The 20584-nt window shown below is 64.6% G+C and carries 15 protein-coding genes; 4 read left to right on the top strand and 11 right to left on the bottom strand.

Annotation, left to right across the window (positions count from 1 at the left end; translation table 11 throughout):
* Positions 1 to 144: 144 nt before the first annotated feature.
* Both ACFQX9_RS33225 and ACFQX9_RS33220 read right to left on the bottom strand, forming a co-directional pair.
* Positions 145 to 1695 (bottom strand): AMP-binding protein, encoded by a 1551-nt coding sequence (locus tag ACFQX9_RS33225; RefSeq protein WP_377791586.1) that lies wholly within the window; start codon positions 1693 to 1695, stop codon positions 145 to 147.
* Between the two features lie 18 nt (positions 1696 to 1713).
* Positions 1714 to 2868, bottom strand: a complete 1155-nt coding sequence (locus ACFQX9_RS33220) for an iron-containing alcohol dehydrogenase (RefSeq protein WP_085348656.1) — start codon at positions 2866 to 2868, stop codon at positions 1714 to 1716.
* A gap of 279 nt (positions 2869 to 3147) precedes the next feature.
* Between ACFQX9_RS33220 and ACFQX9_RS33215 the strand changes: the two genes are divergently transcribed.
* From ACFQX9_RS33215 to ACFQX9_RS33205, 3 genes are all read left to right on the top strand, one after another.
* Positions 3148 to 4353 carry an efflux RND transporter periplasmic adaptor subunit gene (locus ACFQX9_RS33215; RefSeq protein WP_018455971.1) on the top strand — a complete coding sequence of 402 codons (1206 nt, stop codon included), beginning with the start codon at positions 3148 to 3150 and terminating at the stop codon, positions 4351 to 4353.
* Positions 4350 to 7514 carry an efflux RND transporter permease subunit gene (locus ACFQX9_RS33210; protein ID WP_085348654.1) on the top strand — a complete coding sequence of 1055 codons (3165 nt, stop codon included), beginning with the start codon at positions 4350 to 4352 and terminating at the stop codon, positions 7512 to 7514. Before ACFQX9_RS33215 ends, ACFQX9_RS33210 begins: the two co-directional genes overlap by 4 nt.
* Before the next feature lie 307 nt (positions 7515 to 7821).
* Positions 7822 to 9015: an ABC transporter substrate-binding protein gene (locus ACFQX9_RS33205; protein ID WP_085361915.1), complete on the top strand. Its 1194-nt coding sequence runs from the start codon at positions 7822 to 7824 to the stop codon at positions 9013 to 9015.
* Positions 9016 to 9191: 176 nt separating this feature from the next.
* Here the strand turns inward: ACFQX9_RS33205 and ACFQX9_RS33200 are convergent, their stop codons facing one another.
* From ACFQX9_RS33200 to ACFQX9_RS33185, 4 genes are read right to left on the bottom strand one after another with little or no spacing between them, the layout of a single operon-like run.
* The gene (locus ACFQX9_RS33200) at positions 9192 to 9578 is read right to left on the bottom strand and encodes an MAPEG family protein (RefSeq protein WP_085361914.1); all 387 of its coding nucleotides are present in this window, start codon (positions 9576 to 9578) and stop codon (positions 9192 to 9194) included.
* 27 nt (positions 9579 to 9605) lie between these two features.
* Positions 9606 to 10688, bottom strand: coding sequence for a lipocalin-like domain-containing protein (locus ACFQX9_RS33195; RefSeq protein ID WP_377791585.1), 1083 nt, complete (start codon positions 10686 to 10688; stop codon positions 9606 to 9608).
* Positions 10678 to 13140: an FtsX-like permease family protein gene (locus ACFQX9_RS33190; protein ID WP_377791584.1), complete on the bottom strand. Its 2463-nt coding sequence runs from the start codon at positions 13138 to 13140 to the stop codon at positions 10678 to 10680. The genes ACFQX9_RS33195 and ACFQX9_RS33190 overlap by 11 nt, the downstream gene beginning before the upstream one ends.
* Positions 13137 to 13790, bottom strand: coding sequence for an ABC transporter ATP-binding protein (locus ACFQX9_RS33185; protein ID WP_377791583.1), 654 nt, complete (start codon positions 13788 to 13790; stop codon positions 13137 to 13139). Before ACFQX9_RS33185 ends, ACFQX9_RS33190 begins: the two co-directional genes overlap by 4 nt.
* A gap of 145 nt (positions 13791 to 13935) precedes the next feature.
* On the opposite strand from ACFQX9_RS33185, the gene ACFQX9_RS33180 reads away from it, so the two are divergent.
* Complete coding sequence (locus tag ACFQX9_RS33180) at positions 13936 to 15294, top strand: MFS transporter (RefSeq protein ID WP_377791582.1); 1359 nt, start codon at positions 13936 to 13938, stop codon at positions 15292 to 15294.
* Positions 15295 to 15461: 167 nt separating this feature from the next.
* Here ACFQX9_RS33180 and ACFQX9_RS33175 read toward each other — a convergent pair whose 3' ends face one another.
* The 5 genes from ACFQX9_RS33175 to soxB all read right to left on the bottom strand — a co-directional run bounded on the left by ACFQX9_RS33175 (position 15462) and on the right by soxB (position 20556).
* The gene (locus ACFQX9_RS33175; RefSeq protein WP_377791581.1) at positions 15462 to 16670 is read right to left on the bottom strand and encodes an MFS transporter; all 1209 of its coding nucleotides are present in this window, start codon (positions 16668 to 16670) and stop codon (positions 15462 to 15464) included.
* 120 nt (positions 16671 to 16790) lie between these two features.
* Complete coding sequence (locus ACFQX9_RS33170) at positions 16791 to 16964, bottom strand: hypothetical protein (RefSeq protein WP_018455980.1); 174 nt, start codon at positions 16962 to 16964, stop codon at positions 16791 to 16793.
* Positions 16965 to 17040: 76 nt separating this feature from the next.
* Positions 17041 to 18078 carry an MBL fold metallo-hydrolase gene (locus tag ACFQX9_RS33165; protein ID WP_018455981.1) on the bottom strand — a complete coding sequence of 346 codons (1038 nt, stop codon included), beginning with the start codon at positions 18076 to 18078 and terminating at the stop codon, positions 17041 to 17043.
* 271 nt (positions 18079 to 18349) lie between these two features.
* On the bottom strand, positions 18350 to 18808 hold the full coding sequence (locus tag ACFQX9_RS33160) for a hypothetical protein (protein ID WP_018455982.1): 459 nt from the start codon (positions 18806 to 18808) through the stop codon (positions 18350 to 18352).
* Positions 18805 to 20556, bottom strand: coding sequence for a thiosulfohydrolase SoxB (gene soxB, locus ACFQX9_RS33155; protein WP_018455983.1), 1752 nt, complete (start codon positions 20554 to 20556; stop codon positions 18805 to 18807). The genes ACFQX9_RS33160 and soxB overlap by 4 nt, the downstream gene beginning before the upstream one ends.
* Between the last annotated feature and the right edge of the window lie 28 nt (positions 20557 to 20584).

The raw sequence follows: 20584 nt of genomic DNA, 5'->3' as shown, positions 1-20584 counted from the left end.
GCGGCCTGTTTGTCCCGACGATAGCGGCGCGTGCGCGGTGAGGCAACCGTCAAGGTCCGCTACTCTCTTGGCAATTCGGACGACGGAAGGCCGCAGGGGTTTCTCTCACGATGAGAGGGAAGTTTCTCCGGCGACAGCGGCCCTTCACACAATCCTTGACGCCTTGTTCCCCCAATACCGGTCCCGCAGCAGCCGCTTGTACAGCTTCCCCGTCGGCAGCCGCGGCAACTCCTTCTCGAAATCGACCGAGCGCGGCACCTTTTGCCGCGACAGCGACGCCCCGCAGAACGCGATCAGCTCCTCGGCGAGCGCCTCGCCCGGCACGGCCCCGGGCATCGGCTGCACCACCGCCTTCACCTCTTCGCCGAGATCGGAATTGGGCACGCCGAACACCGCGGCGTCCGCAACCTTCGGATGGGTGATCAACAGATTCTCGCACTCCTGCGGATAAATGTTCACGCCGCCGGAGATGATCATGAAGGTCGCGCGGTCCGTTAAATAGAGGAAGCGATCCTCGTCGACATAGCCGACGTCGCCGACCGTGCTCATGCTGCCGTCGGTCGAGCGCGCTTCCTTGGTCTTCTCGGGATCGTTGAAATATTCGAACGGTGAGGCCGTCTTGAACCAGACCTGTCCTGGCGTGCCGGTGGGGCATGGCTTCATGGTCTCATCGAGAATATGGAGGTCGCCGAGCAGCACCTTGCCGACGGTGCCGCGGTGGGCGAGCCATTCCGCGCTGTCGCAGGCGGTGAAGCCAAGGCCCTCGGTGGCGCCGTAGTATTCGTGGATGATCGGTCCCCACCATTTGATCATGTCATCCTTGACCTGCGCCGGGCAGGGCGCGGCGGCATGGATCGCGATCTCGAGCGAGGAGAGGTCGTAGCGCGCGCGCACCTCCTCCGGCAGCTTGAGCATGCGCGAGAACATCGTCGGCACGAGCTGGGTGTGGGTGATACCCCATTGCTCGACGAGCTGGAGGTAACGCTCGGGATCGAAATTCTCCATGATGATCGCGGTGCCGCCCATGCGGATCGTGAGGTTCACGGCGGCCTGCGGCGCCGAATGATAGAGCGGCGCCGGCGACAGGTAGATCATGCCCTCGCGGTAGTGCCAAAGCTTTGTCAGGAAATCGAACAACGGCAGATTGTGTTTCGGCGGCTCCTCCGGAAGCGGCCGCAGAATCCCTTTTGGCCGTCCCGTCGTGCCCGATGAATACAGCATGGCGGTGCCGAGCCATTCATCCGGGATCGGCGTCTTCGGCAGGTCGGCGGTTACCTCAGTGAGGCCGACGATGCGCTCGCTCTCGCCCGAGCCGTCGGCGACGATGCACAGCTTGATGTCGGGGCAGACCTTGATCGCCTCGCGGGCGATATCGAGCTTCGCAACCGACGTGATCAGGATTTTCGACTGGCTGTTGACCAGGAGATAGGCGAGCTCGCCCGGCGTCAGGAACGAGTTGATGCAGGTGTAGTAGAGGCCGGAGCGCTCGCCCGCGCCGCAGGCTTCGAGGTAGCGGGAATTGTTCTCCATGAAGATCGAGTAGTGGTCGAGCCGCTTCAGGCCATACTTGCGGAACAGGTGCGCCAGCCGATTGCTGCGCGCATCGAGCTCGCGATAGGTGACGGCCTCGCCGGTCGTCGCCATGATGAAGGCGGGCTGGAGTGGGCGCAGGCGGGCATGCTGACCTGGGTACATCAGTCCTCCGGCTTTGGATCATGCGGCAAGAAGCAGGATTTCGCGCACTTGAGCGGGGCTGTCGATCTTGCGCGGGTTGCGCGGGATCCAGTTCGTGCGCATCGCAGCGTCCGCGATGGCGTCGAAATGCTCCGGCGAGACGCGCACATCGGCGAGGCTGCGCGGCATGCCGAGCGAGCGGATGAAGGCATCGAGCACATCGGCTGCCGCGCGGCCGGGAAAGCCCATTGCGGCCGCGACGATCATCTGGCGCTCGGCATTGTCGCGCGCATTCCAGCGCATCACGGCCGGCAGCATGACGCAGGAGGTGTAGCCATGCGGTACGTCGAAGGCTGCGCCCAGCACGTAACCGATGCCGTGGCTCGCGCCCATCGGCACGCCAGCGGCGAGCGCGCCCATCGACAGCCAGGTGCCGATCTGCGCATCCATTCGCGCGTCGAGGTCAGCAGGGTCAGCCTTCACCCGTGGCAGCGCGTCGGCGAGCATGGCGAGGCCCTTCACCGATTGCGCGTCGGCATAGGGGTGCGTCTCGCGCGAGCAGATCGCCTCGACGCAATGATCGATGGCGCGGATGCCGGTCGAGAGGAATAGCCATTCCGGCGTGTGCACGGTGATGGCGGGATCGAGGATGGTCGCGCGCGGAACGCTGAGCGGATGCCGTAGCATCTGTTTCACATGGGCGGTGCGGTCGGTGACGCCTGCGATCGAGCTGAACTCGCCGCCGGCGATCGTGGTCGGCACGCTGATCTGACGCACGGTCGGCGCCGTCATCTCGGGCGCGACGCCCTTGTGCACGCGGATACGCTCGATGCCGTCGACATCGTCGATGCCGTTGGCGAGGCAGAGCTGCACCGCCTTGGCGCCGTCGGTGATCGAGCCGCCGCCCACGGTGACGATCAGGTCGGCGCCCGCTTCGCGCGCCGCATTGGTGGCGGCGATCACCGCCTCGCGCGGGGTGTGCGCCGGCATGGCATCGAAGACGCCCGCGCAATTTGTGCCCAGGGCTTGTTTGATCTTGGCGATTTCGTCGGTCTGCCGGTTGAGCGTGCCCGAGACCATCAGGAAGGCGCGGCGCGTCCCCAGCCGGTCCATCTGGGCGACCACGGCCTCGGCCGCGGGGTGGCCGAACACGACTTCCTCGATCGCGCCGTAAACGACACGTCCCTGGTGCACGCCTGTCCTCCCCGGACAATTCGTCTTGTTTTATGAGGAGCAATCTAGCCGAGCCGGCTCCGCCCGTCATGTGCAAAGACGCTGACGCACTCTCCGCTTGCTCTCCCGGCTCACGGGGAGAGGCGAACAAGCCCTGTCAACCCGTCATCCGGTCAGGGCATTCCTCCGAGCATTGCCTGCGCTTTGGTCTTGAAGAGTTCATCATTGCCACCCATCTTGTGGCGCCCGCGGGTACAGGCGTACCCTGCTTTTTCCGCGGCTTTGATGCGAGGACCTGGGATGACTGGACCGGACGGAAGCGAGCAATTTGTCAAAACGCACGATTTCGTTTCGCCTCGGCCTTACGCCATCGTCGGCCTTCTCGCCGCGGCGTTCGTGCTCACCGGTTGCGGCCAGCCGGCCTCGCAAGCGAGCGCTCCCCCGCCGGCGCCGGTAACCGTCGCCCAGCCGGTCAAGCGCACCGTCACCGATTGGGACGAGTTCACCGGCCGCTTCGAGGCGATGGAGGAGGTGCAGGTCCGCCCGCGCGTCGGCGGGTTCGTCAACTCTGTCGAATTCCAGGATGGCGCCATCGTGCGTCAGGGCGATCTGCTCTATGTCATCGACCCACGTCCGTTCGAGGCGGTGGCCACGCAGGCGGAGGGGCAGCTTTCCGATGCGCGTGCCAAGGTGGAGCTTGCAAAGCGGGAGCTCGATCGCGGTTTGAGCCTGGTGCAGACCAGCGCCGTCTCCGAGCAGGTGGTCGATCAGCGCCGTCAGGCCTTGCAGGCCGCGCACGCTGCCGAAACACAGGCCGAGGGTGCGCTCAAAGTCGCCAAGCTCAATATCGAATTCACGCATGTGACGGCGCCGCTGACCGGCCGCGTCAGCCGCCACCTTGTCAGCCCTGGCAATCTCGTGCAGGGCAGCGATACCGGAACGTCGACGCTGCTCACCTCGATCGTGACGCTCGACCCGATCTATATCTATTTCGACATGGATGAGGCGACCTTCATCAAATACAGCAAGCTGTGGTTCGAAGGCCGCCGCCCGAGTTCGCGCGATACGGCGAACCCGGTGCAGGTGACGCTCGCCGGCGAGACGAAACCATCCCGTGAAGGCAGCATCAATTTCCTCGACAACCGCCTCGATGTCTCCACCGGCACGCTGCGCAGCCGCGCCGTGGTCAAGAACACCGATCTTTCGATCCTGCCCGGTCAGTTCGGGCGTATCAGACTGATCGGCAGCGCGCCCTATGAAGCGCTGCTGATCCCCGACGTTGCGGTCGCAACTGACCAGTCCCGCAAGATCGTGTTCGTGGTCAAGCCGGACGACACCGTCGAGGCGCGTCCCGTGACGCTCGGACCGCTCGACGAGGGCCTGCGCGTGATCCGCGAGGGATTGAAGGCGGACGACCGCGTCATCGTCAACGGCATCCAGCGCGCCCGCGTCGGTGCCAAGGTCGCACCGCAGACGGCACCAGCGCCCGCCGGTGGCAAATCATGAATCTTGGCCGTCTCTCCATCAACCAGCCCATCCTGGCGATGGTGCTGTCGATCGTGCTGCTGATCGTCGGCGCGCTCGCGTACACCACGCTGCCAGTATCCGAATATCCGCAGGTGGTGCCGCCGACCGTCGTCGTCACCACGCAATATCCCGGCGCCTCCGCGCAGACCGTGTCCGACACGGTTGCAGCGCCCATCGAGCAGGAGATCAACGGTGTCGAGGACATGCTGTATCTTTACAGCCAGGCGACCTCGAACGGCCAGCTCACCATCACCGTCACTTTCAAGCTCGGCACCGATCTCGACAAGGCCCAGGTGCTGGTGCAGAACCGCGTCGCGATCGCGCAGCCGCGTTTGCCTGAAGAGGTTCAGCGCAACGGCGTCACCACACGCAAGAACTCGCCCGACATCCTGATGGTCGTGTTCATGCTGTCGCCGGACGACACTTTCGACCAGCTCTACATCTCCAACTACGCGCTGCTCCAGGTCCGCGACCAGCTGCTCCGGATCGACGGCGTCGGCGACATCCAGATCTTCGGCGCACGCGACTATTCGATGCGGCTATGGCTCGATCCGGATAGAATCGCCAATCTCGGCCTGACGTCGGCCGAAGTGCTCGCCGCGATCCGCGCGCAGAACGTGCAGATCGCGGGCGGCCAGATCGCCGAGCCGCCGATCGCCGACCGCGCGTTCCAGCCGAACCTCACCTTTACCGGGCGATTGAAAGACCAGAAGCAGTTCGAGGACATCCTGATCAAGGCCGGCTCCGACGGCCGCACGGTGCGCCTGCGCGATGTCGCCCGTATCGAGCTCGGTGCACTCGCGTACTCCACCAACAGCTTCCTGCTGCGCAAGTCGGCGGTCGCCATGCTGGTGACGCAGCGACCGGGATCGAACGCGCTCGCGACCGCGAAGCACATCTCGGACACGATGACGAAGCTGAAGGAGACCTTTCCGAAAGGCCTCGACTTCAATATCGGCTACAACCCGACCGAGTTCATCGCGCAGTCGGTCCACGAGCTGATCAAGACCATCTACGAGGCCATGTTGCTCGTGGTCATCGTAGTTCTGGTGTTCCTGCAGGGATGGCGCCCCGCGATCATTCCGATCATCGCGATCCCGGTGTCGCTGGTCGGCACTTTCGCGGTGATGGCGGCGCTCGGCTTCTCGATCAACAATCTCACGCTGTTCGGGCTCGTTCTCGCCGTCGGCATCGTGGTCGACGACGCCATCGTGGTGGTCGAGAATGTCGAGCGGCATCTCGAGCATGGCATGAGCCGGCGCGACGCCGCGCTGAAGACCATGGAGGAGGTGGGCGGCGCATTGGTGTCGATCGCGCTGGTGCTCTGCGCGGTGTTCGTCCCGACTGCGTTTTTGGGCGGCATTTCCGGGCAATTCTTTCAGCAATTCGCCGTCACCATTGCGGTCGCGACCGCAATCTCCTGCTTCTGCTCGTTGACGCTGTCGCCGGCGCTGGCCTCGCTTCTTCTCGTTCCGCACGAGGAGAAGCGGCCGCCGGCGCGCTGGAATATCCTCGCCCGCGGCTGGAGTGCTTTCACGGGCGTCTTTAACCGCGTGTTCGACCGTCTCGCGCATGGCTATGCAGGCCTCGCCAATTTCGTGATCCGGCATTCGGCGGTGATGATCCTGATCTACGTCGTGCTGATCGGCAGCGCCGGTTGGCTGATCGCTACCACGTCGCAAGGCTTTATTCCGGCGCAGGACCGCGGCTACGTCATCATCTCCGTGCAATTGCCGGGCGCGGCCTCGCTGGCGCGCACCACCGAGGTCGTGCGCGAGATCGAGCGGATCGCGCTGGATACGCCGGGTATCATCCGCGTCGCCGCTTTCGCCGGCTTCTCCGGCGCGACGCGGACGCAGGCCGGTAACGCGGCGGCGCTCTTCCCGGTGTTCGACGAGCCCGAGGCGCGGATCAAGAAGGGATTGTCCGCGAACGCCATCACGGTCGAGCTGCGCAAACGCCTGGCCGCGATTCAGGGTGCCTTCATCATCGTGATTCCACCGCCGGCCGTGCCCGGCATCGGCACCGGTGGCGGCTTCACCATCCGCATCCAGGACCGCCAGGGCCGTGGGCCGGAGATGCTCGCCGCAGCTACTGACGAGCTTGTCGCCGCGGCGCGCAAATCGCCCTCGCTGCTCGCTCCCTCCGTGTTCTCGCCGTTCTCGGCCAATACGCCGCAGCTCTTCGTCGACATCGACCGCACCAAGGCGCAGAAGCTCGGTGTTCCCATCGCCGGCATCAACGACACGATCCAGACCTATTTCGGATCGACCTATGTCAACGACTTCAACCTGTTCGGCCGGACCTATCACGTCACAGCGCAGGCGGATTTTCCGTTCCGCAAAGAGCCGAGCGATCTGTCGCGCCTACGCACGCGGAACGCCTCCGGCGACATGGTGATGCTGGGCAGCGTGGTCGAGTTCAAGGACATCTCCGGCCCCGACCGTGTCGCGCGCTACAATCTCTACGCGGCGTCCGAGTTGCAGGGCGAGCCGGCGCCAGGCACCAGCTCGACCACCGCGCTCAACGCGATCAAGAAGCTCGCGGACGACACCCTGCCAAGCGGCTTCAGCTTCGAATGGACCGATCTGTCCTACCAGCAGATCACTGGCGGCAATGCGGGTCTCTACGTGTTCCCGATTTGCGTGCTGTTCGTCTATCTGGTGCTCGCCGCGCAATATGGCAGCTGGACCTTGCCGTTCGCGGTGATCCTGATCGTGCCGATGTGCCTGTTGGCCGCCACGATCGGCGTGCGCATCATGGGGCAGGACGTCAACATCCTCACCCAGATCGGTTTCGTCGTGCTGGTGGGGCTGGCGGCAAAGAACGCGATCCTGATCGTCGAGTTCGCCCGCGACATCGAGAAAGAAGGCAAGCCGCGGCTGGAGGCCGTGATCGACGCCTGTCGGTTGCGCCTGCGGCCGATCCTGATGACGTCCTTCGCCTTCATCCTCGGCGTGCTGCCGCTGGTGATCTCGTCCGGCTCGGGCTCGGAGATGCGGCAAGCCGTCGGCGTCGCCGTGTTCTTCGGCATGATCGGTGTCACCCTGTTTGGGCTTCTGTTCACGCCGATCTTCTATGTGGTGGTGCGGAACCTGGCCGAGGGGAAGAACGAGGGGAAGCCGAAGGCGGTGGGCTGATAAGTACCAAATGGCGCGCCACCGACCCTTCAATATTCACGCTGTCGTCCCGGCGAAGGCCGGGGACCCATAACCCTCGAACGTGGTTTAGTGAAGATTCGTCGTTCGGTACTCCTACCGACCGCAACCGAGGGATTCCGCGGTATGGGTCCCGGCCCCCGTGCGCAATTGCGCACTAGGCCGGGACGACGCCGTTTGCTTGGCACGCCCTTCATACTAACGACCAACATGCAATGGATGGGCACCGCCGGGGTTCTTCACTAGTATCCGCGCGATTTCAAAACAGAAAACTGCTGGGAGCTAACACATGAAATCAGCACTTTTGGCCGCTGCCGCAATGTCGGCTTTGTTGCTGGCCGCGCCGGCCTCTGCGCAAGGCGTCAAGATCGGCATCCTCAACGACCAGTCCGGCGTCTACGCCGATTACGGCGGCAAATGGTCGGTCGAGGCCGCCAGGATGGCGATCGAGGATTTCGGCGGCGAGGTGCTGGGCCAGAAGGTGGAGCTCGTCACCGCCGACCACCAGAACAAGCCGGATCTCGCCACCTCGATCGCGCGCCGCTGGTACGATGTCGAGAACGTCGACATGATCACGGAGCTGACGACCTCGTCGGTCGCGCTCGCGATCCACGAGCTCTCCAAGGAAAAGAAGAAGATCGACATCGTCGTCGGCGCTGCGACCTCGCGCCTCACCGGCGATGCCTGCCAGCCCTATGGTTTCCACTGGGCCTATGACACCCGCGCGCTCGGCGTCGGCACCGGCGGCTCGCTCACCAAGGCCGGCGGCGACAGCTGGTTCTTCCTCACCGCGGACTACGCCTTTGGCTACGCGCTGGAAAAAGACACCAGCGAGATCGTCACCGCCAATGGCGGCAAGGTGCTTGGCTCGGTGCGCGTGCCGCTCAACTCCTCGGACTTCTCCTCCTTCCTGCTCCAGGCGCAGAGCTCGAAGGCGAAGATCGTCGGCCTTGCCAATGCCGGCCTCGACACCACCAACTCGATCAAGCAGGCGTCCGAGTTCGGCATCGTCTCCGGTGGCCAGAAGCTCGCGGGCCTCTTGATGACGCTCGCCGAAGTGAACGGCCTCGGCTTGCAGGCCGCGCAGGGCCTGGTGCTGACCGAGGGCTATTACTGGGATATCAACGACCGCACGCGCAATCTCGGCGAACGCTTTCTCAAGCGCACCGGCCGGATGCCGAACATGATCCAGGCCGGCACCTATTCGGCGACGCTGAGCTATCTCAAGGCGGTCAAAGCCGCCGGCACCAAGGATCCGGATGCGGTCGCCAAGAAGCTGAAGGAGCTGCCGGTCGACGACGACTTCGCGCAAGGCGGCAAGGTGCTCGAGAACGGGCGCATGGTCCACGACATGTATCTGTTCGAAGTCAAGAAGCCCTCGGAATCGAAGAAGCCCTGGGACTATTACAAGCAGCTCGCGGTCGTTCCCGGCGAGAAGGCGTTCTTCACGGCCAAGGAGAGCGGCTGCCCGCTGACGAAGTAGGGATCAGGACCCCGCCAATAACTCCGATGTCGTCCCGGCGAAGGCCGGGACCCACAACCCCAGGGAGAAGTTGTGGGCCCGAACTGGTAACTCCAAGTCTTCGTCAAATCACATCCCGTGGTTATGGGTCCCGGCCTTCGCCGGGACGACACTGAGTGTGTGGCGGTTGTCCGCCCTCACACCAGCCGCAGCACCAACGCTCCGAGCGTCCCGGCCCACAGCACAATGGCCGCGATACCCTGAATAAAAAATCCCGGGCCGCGTTTTGCGGCGGCTTTCGAATAGCCGATGAAGTAGACGATGCGGCCGACGATCCAGACAGTGCCGATCGTCGCCGCGCCGGCATCATTGATGTAAATCGCGAACAGCCAGAGCGACGGCAGGAAGATCGGCATCCATTCCAGCGTGTTCATCTGGATCCGGAACGCGCGCTCGAAATCCGGATGGCCCGACATTGCAGGCACCTTGACGCCGGTTTTGGTGCGCGAGCGCGACACGTTGATGGTGATGAAGAAGTAGAACAGGATCGCCAGCAGCGTGACGAGGGCGGTGAGGTGATACATCGCTAGTCCCTTCGAAGAGGTCCCGGTTCAATACCCGGTCAGCTCGAGATAGCCAACGCCGTCATGCGTGCCGGCAAAGCTGATCGGCCCTTCCCAATAGGAAAAACCGGTCCCCATCCACGCCTTCGGATTGAGCGGCTTGCACTGGATCGAGAACGACCGCGAGGGGATCGCGATCTGCCATTCGACCGGCAGCTTATGTCCCGCGACCTCGGCGGTCGCCTTCGGACTCATCTGGATGTCGTCGCCCGCGATCATGTGCGTGTCGCCTGTGGCGCTGATCCAGTTGCCGAACGGATGATTATGGCCGTCCTTCTGGCGCAGCCGGTACAGCATCAGCTTGTCGCCGGACGCCAGATGCAGCGACAGCCAGTCCCAGCCGGTCTGGTCGGTGTCGAGCGGCTGGCTGCTCCATTCGCGGTCCATCCAGGCCTGGCCGGAAACATCGACCGGTCTGTCGTCGATGGTGAGCGTGCCGCGGGCGCGATAGAACGGCTGGCTGTAATAATAGGAGGCCTGACCGCGCTCCGACTTGCGGCTGTAGCCGCCGTCGCCCTGCAACACCACTGGACGATCGGTCTCGAGCGTCAGCGCGTAACTGAAGTCGGCGCCGGAGGCCTTCAGCGTCAGCGGCGCCAGAGTTCGATCTTCGGTGCGCTCGGATCCGTTCATCGCCCAATCGTCGATCCAGGCCGCAAACGGTTTCGCCGTGACGCCGGCCTGTCCCACACCACCGCGGGAAAACAGCTCGTTGAAGCGGTGGGTGTCGGCGCGCGTTACCGCGGCATGCGCCATCCATACCTGTTGATTGGCCCAGCCTTCACCCTGCGGCCCCGGCTGGGTCGCCTGGCGAAACAGCGTCCATTGCAGGCCGCACGCCGCGCCGCTGCTATCGACAAGATTCGCCGTGAGATACCACCACTCGATGCGAAACTCCGGATGCGGTCCGTGATCGCCCGGAAAGGCGAACGTCTTTCCCGGTGTGACCTTGGCAAAGCCATCGGCCGTCGCGCCGAGCCCGGCATAGCCTTGCGCGCCCGCTCGGCGGACTGCCGCGAGCGCGGCGATGCCGCCGGCGAAGGTGCGCCGGGAGATCCTGTCAGCGCTCATTGGCAAACACCTTGACGAGGCTCGCCGGCTGCATCCGGGCCAGTCGGATCATTGGCAGTAGGGCGGCAAGCAACGAGGCGAACAGCGCGACTGCGACAAGTTCGACCAGTTGCAACGGAAACACATGGAATGGCAACCGCCAGCCGAACGCTTTCACGTTCACGATCGCGATCAGGCACCACGCCACCAGCAGCCCGAGCGGCACGGCCAGGAGCGACGTGAACAGCGCGACCGACAGCGTCTTGGTCAATTCGATCGCGGCAAGGCGCGGCCGCGTGATGCCGATTGCCCAGAGCGGCGCGAGCTGCGGCAGGCGGGAATTCGCCAGCGTGAGAAGGCTGGTCAGAAGCGCGATCCCGGCGACGCCGAGTGTGAATGCGTTCAGCGCCGAGGTCACCGCAAAGGTGCGGTTGAAGATCCGGATCGACTCCGCCTTCACCGTTGCCTGGTCGGCGACGCTGCGGTCGTCGAGCGCAAACTGCTTCTGCAGCGCCGCGATCAGGCCGGGGATATTTTCCTTCGCGACAATGAGGCCGATGCGTGTCTGCGGCGTCTGCGGAAATTGCCGGATCAGCGCCGCGACATTCACCGCCAGCTGTCCCTTGGGGTTGCCGTAATCGGCATAGATGCCGACGATGTCGAGCTCCCAAGTCCCACCTGGCGCCGGGACGTCGACGACATCGCCGACGCGGACGTTGAGGCGGCGGCTCAGCTGCTCGCTGATGAACGCGGCATTGCCGGGTACGAGCCGGGTCCAGGCACGGGGCGCGGCTTCGAGCAGCGGCCAGCGCTCGCGATAGAGCGCGTGATCGGGCAGGCCGAGCAGCTCCACCGGCTCGCCCTGCACCTGCGTCTCCGCGCGCCCGCCCGACAGGATCGCCTGGACATCGCTGCGCTCCTTCAGCCAGTTGCGGATCGCGACGCCTTTCGCATTGTCGGAGGCGCTGATGTAGACGTCGGCTGCGAGCCGCCCGTTGAGCCAGCCGATGAAAGTGCGGCTGAACGTTTCCACCATGGTGGACACCCCGACATTGACGGCGAGCGCGAGCAGCAGCGCCATCAGGGCCAGCGACAAACCCGAGAGCTGCTGTCGGCTGTCCGCCCAGAACCACAGGGCGAGCGGCCTCCGCGCCAAACGCTGCCCGGCCAGCAGGATGAGTTCGAGGAACGCGGGCAGGATCAACGCGGCGCCGAACATCAGCGCTGCCAGCACGCCAAAGCCGGCGATCAGCGATTGCCCGTACTGGAGCAGCAACAGCGCGACCGCGAACACGGCGCAGGCTGCTCCGCTTTGCAGGATCAGCCAACGGCGCTGTCGCTGCTGCCAGGCGCGCGGCTGCGCGGTGGCCAGCACCGGCATCCTGACGGCCTTGATCAGGCTGGTCGCCGCGGCCACCAGCGCGCCCACAATGCTGATGCCGATCCCGGCGAGCCACCATTCGGGACGCAAGCTGAGCTGTCCCGGAATCTGCGCACCATAGAGTCCACGCAGCGACGCCGCGACGTCGGGCAAGAGCGCGGCCGCAATGAAATAGCCGCAGGCAAGCCCGATCAGGCCTGCGATCAGCGACAGCGCCACGAGCTCGACAACCAGCACGGTGTTGACCAGTCGCGCCGAGGCACCGCAGGCCCGCAGCGTGCGCAGCATCGGCAGTCGCTGCTCGAAGGCGAGGCCGACGGCCGAATTGACGATGAAGAGACCGACGAAGAACGACAGCAGGCCGAACGCGGTGAGGTTGAGATGGAAGCTGTCGGTGAGACGCTCCAATTCGGTTTCCGCATTGGGCTCGACCCGCTGCAGCTGGTCGCCGACGACGCTCGCCAATGGCGCGGGCTTGCCCTTCGCTTTGCCGATCAGAAGCCGCGAGATCTGGTCGGGCTTGTTCAGCAGCCGCTGTGCCACGCCGATATCGACCACCAGCACATCGGGCACGAGCTGCGGCAGCACGCGCAGCGGCGGCAGTTTTGCGCCATTGCTGATCGCTGGTGCCGCGCCCTCCTGCTCCTGCAAATCGTTCAGCGTTTCCTTCGCGACCAACGTCTGGCCCGGCGGCGCGACGAAGCTGCTTAGATCGGCGGCGCCGAGCCGAGGTGCATTGCCGACATCGACCGGCAGCGTCACCGGCTCGATGCCGAGCAGCCGGACCGAACGCCCGTTGACCTGGACTCGTCCCTCCAGCATCGGCGAGACCGGCCAGCCGGCGCGGCGGAGCTTGACGAACAGCTCCTGCGGAAAGGTCGCGGCATCAGGCGCGATCAGCATCGGCGTGCGCGCGCCGCCGAAGGTTGCCGCGGCGCGGTCATAGGCGTTGCGGGCCTGCTGGTTGATCGCCTGCACGCCGCTCCACAGCGCAGTCGCCGCGATCAGCCCGATCAGGAGCGTCGCGAACTGCATCTTGTGGCGCCGCCAATGACTGAGCAGGACGGCGAGGACCCAGAGCGCGCGCCTCATGCGATCCGCCCGGCATGCAGGTTGACATGGCGATCGAGTGCCGCGGCCAGATGCAGGCTGTGCGTCACCATCAGAAAGCCGCAGCCGGTGCGCGTGACAAGGTCGCGCGTCAGGGCCAGCACGTCCTCGGCGGTGGCCTCGTCGAGGTTGCCGGTCGGCTCGTCCGCCAGCAGCAACGACGGCTTTATCGCCAGGGCCCGGCCGATCGCGACCCGTTGCTGCTGTCCGCCCGATAATTGTTCTGGATAACGCTTGAGCAGGCCGCCAAGCCCGAGACGCTCGATCAGCTCTTTATACCAAGCCTCGTCGTACCGGCCGGCGACCCGCGCCTGAAACACCAGATTATCCCCGACCGACAGGCTCGGGATCAGATTGTACTGTTGAAACACCAAGCCGATCCGGTCGCGCCGCAGGCCCGCGCGTCCCGCATCGGACAATTGGGTGACCTCGGTGTCTTCCAGGCGGATCGTGCCGCCATCGGCGGCATCGAGCCCTGCGATCAGGTGCAGCAGCGTGCTCTTGCCGCTGCCGGACTCGCCGGTCAGTGCGACGCGTTCGCCGGCCTTGAGGTCGAGATCGACGCCGCGCAGGACATGGACCGGCTCACCGGCCGAAGAGAACGTCTTGGAGAGGTTTCGGATGCTCAGCACGATGAATGGCGCCGGACGGAATTAGCGGAATTGCTGCGTAGCACAGTTGCTGCGGAAATGCCGGGTTGCGTTGCTATTGAAGCCGTTGTTAGCTCCTAAGCGGATCAATTCAAAAAAGTGCCAAATAGGGACGACGGGGAGAAGTATGAGCGCTCAGGGAACGCAGCCCGCGGCGGGCAAGATGACGGGGACGTCCAAGGAAACCCCCATGGAAACGTCCAAGGAAACGCCAAAGGGTGCCTGGACCGTTACATTTCTCCTGTTTCTTTTCATGCTGGTGAACTTCGCCGACAAGATCGTCGTCGGTCTTGCGGGCGTTCCGATCATGACCGAGCTGAAGCTTGAGCCCGAACAGTTCGGCCTGCTTGGCTCCTCGTTCTTCTTCCTGTTCTCGATCTCGGCCATCGTGGTCGGCTTCATCGTCAACAAGGTCCCGACCCGCTGGGTGCTGTTGACCCTCGCGGTGATCTGGGCGCTGACGCAGTTTCCGATGGTCGGCACCGTCTCGTTCACCACGCTCCTGATCTGCCGCATCGTGCTCGGCGCCGGCGAAGGCCCGGCGGCCTCGGTAGCGATGCACGCGGTCTACAAATGGTTCCCCGATGAGAAGCGCACGATGCCGACCGCGATCCTGTCGCAGGGTTCGGCCTTCGGCGTGATCCTGGCGGTGCCGGCACTGAACTGGATCATCGTCAACCATTCCTGGCACTATGCGTTCGGCGCGCTTGGAATCGTGGGCCTGATCTGGGTCGCCGCCTGGCTCGCACTCGGCAAGGAAGGCCCGCTGGACACCCACGCATCGGCCGTGATCGAAACTAAAATACCCTATCTCCAGCTCCTGACGTCGCGCACTTTCATCGGCTGTGTGACCGCGACCTTCGGCGCCTATTGGGCGCTGTCGCTCGGGCTCACCTGGTTCACGCCCTTCATCGTCAAGGGCCTCGGCTTCTCGCAGTCTCAGGCAGGTTTCGTCTCGATCCTGCCCTGGGTGTTCGGGGCGACCATCGTCATTCTCACGGGCTGGATCTCGCAGGTGATGCTGGCGCGCGGCTACACGTCGCGGATCTCCCGCGGCGTGCTCGGCTCGGTACCGCTGATCGTCGGCGGCCTGATCCTCGCGATGATGCCGCACGTCCAGGGCGCGGGCCTCCAGATCGCCCTGCTCGTGGTCGGCTCCGGCCTGTGCGGCGCGATCTACGTCGTCTGCCCGCCCATGCTCGGCGAGTTCACGCCGACGTCGCAGCGTGGCGCGGTTCTCGCGATCTACGGTGCGCTCTATACGCTTTCGGGCATTGTCGCGCCGCTCGTGATGGGCAGCGTGATCCAGCGCGCCGGCAGCATGCTGGACGGCTACATGACCGGCTTCACCATCAACGCCGCGATCATGGTCGGCTCCGGCCTGCTCGGGCTGCTCCTGCTCTGGCCGAACACGGAAAAGGCCAGGCTGACCGGTGGAACTGCTCCGCAGGCCGCGTCGCTGAAAAGTGCGGTGTCGCCGACGTAAGGGGGCGACTTCAGCCAACCCAATCACAACTGTCATCCCGGCGAAGGCCGGGATCCATAACCACGATTTTTAGTTTGGCGAAGACTGGTATTGACCAGCTCGCGCCGCGACACCTTTCGGTAGCTATGGGTCCCGGCCTTCGCCGGGACGACAATTGAGTTTGTTGCTCACGCCGCGATTTGCCGCTTCCGCTCCGTGAACGGCGACAGCACCACCGTCGCGACCATGAAAATCACGGACGCCCCGAACACCCAATGCGGCGCGCTCTGGTCCATGATCCAGCCGAACAGCAGCGGGCTGACGATGCCGCCGAGATTGAAGCCGGTGGAGACGATGCCGAAGGCGCGCCCCGCCGCGCCGGGAGGTGCTGCATTGCGCACCAGCATGTCGCGCGAGGGCGCGATCACGCCGGAGAGAAATCCCGCGGCCGCCATCGTGGCGGTCAGCGCCCAGCCCGGCAGTGTGACCAGCGCGATCAGCAGCACGATCGCCGCGTTCGCGGCAAAGCAGGCGGCGGCGACATAGCCGTGGCGCTCGGTGTGGTCGGCAAGGAAGCCGCCCGCGAGCACGCCGGCGGCGCTTGCCGCGAGGAACGCGGTGAGCGCGACATTGGCCGCGGAATAGGTTACGCCATAGCCACTCATCAGCGCCACCACGCCGAAATTGTTGATGCCGGCGACCGACAGGCTGAGCAGCATGAACAGTGCCGTGAGCGTGATCAGCGCCGGCGTGATCACGGCTTGTTTGGGTGCGTTCTCGGTGCCCGGCTTGGTCTTGTGCGCGCCGGCATCGGGAATGTTCATCGTCACCAGCAACAGCGCGACCAGAACGCCGATCGCGCCCGATGCCATCAGCGCACCGGCACCGCCAGACATGGTGACCATCGCGGCGACGATCGCCGGTGCCACCGCGCCGCCGAAATAGCCGGCAAAGGTATGGATCGAGAAGGCGCGGCCCATCCGCGCCTCGTCCATGTGCTCGGCGAGGATGGCGTAATCGGCGGGATGGTAGACGCTGTTGGCGAGCCCGAGCAGCACGGCGCAGGCGATCAGCGAGGTGTAGCTCAGGTGCAGGCCGAGCAGGATCAGCGCGAAGCCGCCGAGGGTGAGACCGCCCAGCAGGATCTTTCGCGCGCCGAAATGGTCGACCAGATAGCCGGTCGGCGCCTGCGTCAGCCCCGACACCACGGCCGACACGGTCAGTGCAAAGCCGAGCTCGACATAGCCGACGCCGAGTTGATTCTTGAGGAACGGAAACAGCATCGGCAGGACCAGCAAATGGAAATGGCTGACCCAATGCGCGATCGAAATTCCCGTCAGCGTGCGTAGCGCGCTGTCCGCCTTGCCTTGTTGCGGTGCGGCGAGAACGTCGACCATTGCAGTTCCGTTTCACACGCGCAAACTATCGGGCAGAGCGGTTATTTGTCCATGAACGCAGGCGCATGGCAGTAGCGCGGGGCAGGACGACAGTTGAGAGCGTGGCAAGAGACGAGCCCCTCAAAACGGCTCGTCGTCCGGCCCGTAGCGGTCGCGCTTTGGTGTCGCGATGTCGCCGTCTTCGTAATCATCGTCTTCGGTGTCGCGCGGAGGCTGAGGCTTCTTCGCCTTGTCTTTTGCTGGCGCGTCGTCCGCAATTTTGGGCGGCGCGCTCGGCTTGCCGATCTTGGCCATGGCTGGTCCCGGACAGTGATGCTGCGCCCAAACCTATCCGGAAGATATGTGCAGTTCCTGACTTATCTCAAGGCGGTCAGTGCACCACCGGCCCGCCGGCCTTTTTCCAGGCATCGATGCCGCCGGCGATGTGGGCGGTGTTGGTGAGCCCGGCCTCCTTGGCGGCGGCGACAGCCATCGCAGAGCGTTCGCCGAAGGCGCAGAAGAACACGACGCGGCGACCGGTGGCGGCCGCGACCTCGCGCAGCATGCCGCCGGGCTTGAGGCTGTCCTCAACGGATGGATAGGGTGTATGCAGCGCGCCTTCGAGCATGCCGTGCTTCATCCGCTCATTGGTCTCGCGCAAATCGACCAGCAGGATATCGGGACGGCCGAGGCTGCGGATCGCCTCGACGGCGCGGAGCACGCGGCCCTCTTTCTCCAGCTCCTCCTGGTGCAGGCCGACATGCATGTTGGCGGGCACCGCGACGTCCATCATCTTCGGATTGGGCAGCTTCAGATTGGCCATCAGCTCGATATAGTCGTCGACCGAGCGCACCTGGAGCCGCGGATTGTAGCGTTTCTCCTCGCCGATGGTGGAGACGGTGTCGCCCTTGTAGTCATGCGCCGGGAACACCATGGTCTCGTCGGGCAGCTTGAGCAGGCGGTTGAAGATCGAATCGTACTGCGCGCGCGACGAACCGTTCTGGAAATCGGTGCGGCCGGTGCCGCGGATCAGCAGCGTGTCGCCGGTGAAGACGCGGTCGCCCATCAAGTAGGAGTAGGAGTCGTCGGTGTGGCCGGGCGTGTACATCACGTCGAGCGACAGGCCCTCGATCGTCACCTTGTCGCCGTCGGCAACCCGCATCGCCACCACGTCGGCCTTGGTCTGGTCGCCCATCACGGTCATGCAATGGGTGCGGTCGCGCAGCTCGCCGAGGCCGGTGACGTGGTCGGCGTGCAGATGGGTGTCCACGGCCTTGACCAGCTTGAGATCGAGCTCGCGCAGGAGCTGGCAGTAGCGGTCGACCTTCTCCAGCACGGGATCGAGGATCAGCGCCTCGCCGCCGGCGCGGCTCGCCAGGAGATAGCTGTAGGTGCCCGAAACACTGTCGAAGAGCTGGCGGAAGATCATGGCAAGACCCGGCGTGAACTACCCCGAGATTCTACTACATTTCGAGCTTACAAGAGAAGCAATTCACTGCGTAAGCAAGAAAATTTGGAAGATTTTTATTCCTGTGACGGGCGGGTGGGCGTCACCTAGCCACCGCTGCCATTCCCCGCGAAGGCGGGGAATCCAGTACGCCGCGCCCTCCCGTACCCCTCGCGCTCTCGGAGTACTGGATCGCCCGCCTTCGCCGGCGATGACACCGAGTATGCCGCGACGCTTCGCCCCGGCAAAAGGCTCAGGGCCTCACCACCGTGTATCCGTTCTCGCTGAGGAACAGGATCTGCCCGACCCCGACCTGCACCGGCGTAGCGGCAGGGATGAACTCCGGCCGCTTGCCGGTCTCCCGCTCGATCGTGTCGACAGTGTTGAGGCAGATGTCGAAGCGTACGCCTTGCGCGATCAGGCTCTCGACCTGCTTGCGGCGCTCGCTGCCGGTGAACAGGAGGTCGATGCCGGGACCGAACGCCACCACCTCGATTGCGACCTTGTCGGGGTCGTAGGCCTTCAGCAAATTGTTGGCGACGCTGAGCACCAGAGCTTGCTTCCTGGCATCGCCATCGGAGAGCTGCAGCACGATCTTGTGCTCGGCGAACGGCTTGTCCTGGAGCGGCACCTGCTGCGCGAAAGCCGGTGGCATCGCCGCCCAGGCGAACAGCGCCAGCAGCATCGCGGATAGGGTTTGCGACCGCATCATCCCTGTCCTGCGATGCCCGGATTACCCTCGACGCCCTTTAGCGTGACGCCGGAGCCGAGCCGCTCCTGAAACATCCGGCCCGAGCGCAGATATTTTGCCACCACATCCCACACCGGCGCGCCTTGCTGGCCGTTGACCGAGGCCCAGCCCGCGACCTTGTAGCGGTGGCTGGCACTGAGCGCCTTGCCGCCATTGAGCTTCAGCTCCGAGATCCGGCTGCCGATCGTCGCCGTCGGCGTGCAGGTGTAGCTGAGCCCACCGGCGCGCACCATGTCGCCGCCCTGCTGGTAATAGGGATCGGTATTGAAGAGGTTGTCGCAGACGTCTTCCAGCACGTCCTTGATCTCCGCGCCGGTCATCTCCTGCACATAGGTCTCGGGATAGCTGATCGCGGTTTCCGCGAGCAAATCCTCCATCGTCAGTGCCTGGCCGGACAGTCCGGTGACGCCCCAGCGGAAGCCCGGCGACAGCGCGATCTCGGCGTCGAACTCGGTGCGCAGCGCGCTGCAGATAAGCTCGTCGACCGGGCCGGCGAAATTGTCGCGTCGATACAGCAGGCGATCGGGCGTCGCGATCTTCTCCAACCAGTCGGTGACGAAGGGTGCCCGCAACCGGCCGATCAGTTCGGCCATCCCGGGATCGGGTTTCAACAGCTCGGAATAGACCGGCAGCAGATGATATTTGACGTCGCCGACCTTGCCCTTGTCGAGCGCGAGATCGAGCACGGCCAGAAATTTTCCGTTGGAGCCGGCATTGGTGACGAGCGTCGTGCCGCTCGCATTCTTCACGGCGATGGGCTGCGGGATCGCATCATGGGTATGGCCGCCGAGGATGACGTCGATACCGGTGACGCGGCTTGCGAGCTTGAGATCGACGTCCATGCCGTTATGCGACAGCAGGATGACCGCATCGACCTTGTCGGTGCCGCGCAGGCCGTCGACATGCTTCTGGAGCTCTTCCTCGCGGATGCCGAAGGACCAGTCCGGCGTGAACCGTTTGGGATGCGCGATCGGCACGTAAGGGAAGGCTTGGCCGACGATCGCGACGCGATGGCCGCCGAGCTCCTTGATCACGGAGGGCTTGAACACGCGTCCCGTCGCCTTGTCGAAGGCCGGGGCATCATTGAATGCGGCTTCCTCGGTGAGAAAAACGTTCTGCGCCAGAAACTCGCCCCTGAAGCGCGCGAGATTGTCGCGCAGCGCCTGCTCGCCATAGGTGAATTCCCAATGCCCGGTCATCGCCTCGACACCGAGCAGGTTTGCGGCCTCGACCATGTCGCGGCCCTGCATGATGTTGGCAAGTCCCGAGCCTTGCCAGAGGTCGCCGCCGTCAACGAGCACGGAGCGTTTTTCGCCGACATCGCCACGCAAGCGGTCGATCAGCGTCTTCAGATGGGCGAAGCCGCCGAGCTTGCCGAAGCGGCCTGCGGACTTCTCGAACTCGAAGCAGCTGAAGGCATAGGCATCCGCGCTGTCGGGCCTGATGCCGAAACGGTCGAGAAAGGCGCGGCCGACCAGATGCGGCGGCCGTCCCGCCATCTCGCCGATCCCGATATTGACGCTGGGCTCGCGAAAATAGACTGGATTGAGTTGCGCATGCGTGTCGGTGAGGTGAAGGATGCGCGCATTGCCGAACCGTTCGAGGTCGTAAATGCTCGCAGCCTCAGCACCGAGCGCAAGCCGCGGCAGGCTCAGCGATGCGGCAGCAAGGCCTGCATTCTTCAGGAAATCGCGGCGGCGGATCGCCATCCAGAAATTCTCCGCGCCCTCTCACGGT

The sequence above is a fragment of the Bradyrhizobium sp. GCM10028915 genome (assembly GCF_042666195.1).
Lineage (GTDB): Bacteria > Pseudomonadota > Alphaproteobacteria > Rhizobiales > Xanthobacteraceae > Bradyrhizobium > Bradyrhizobium canariense_D.
This window is presented reverse-complemented; position numbering and strand designations above follow the sequence as displayed.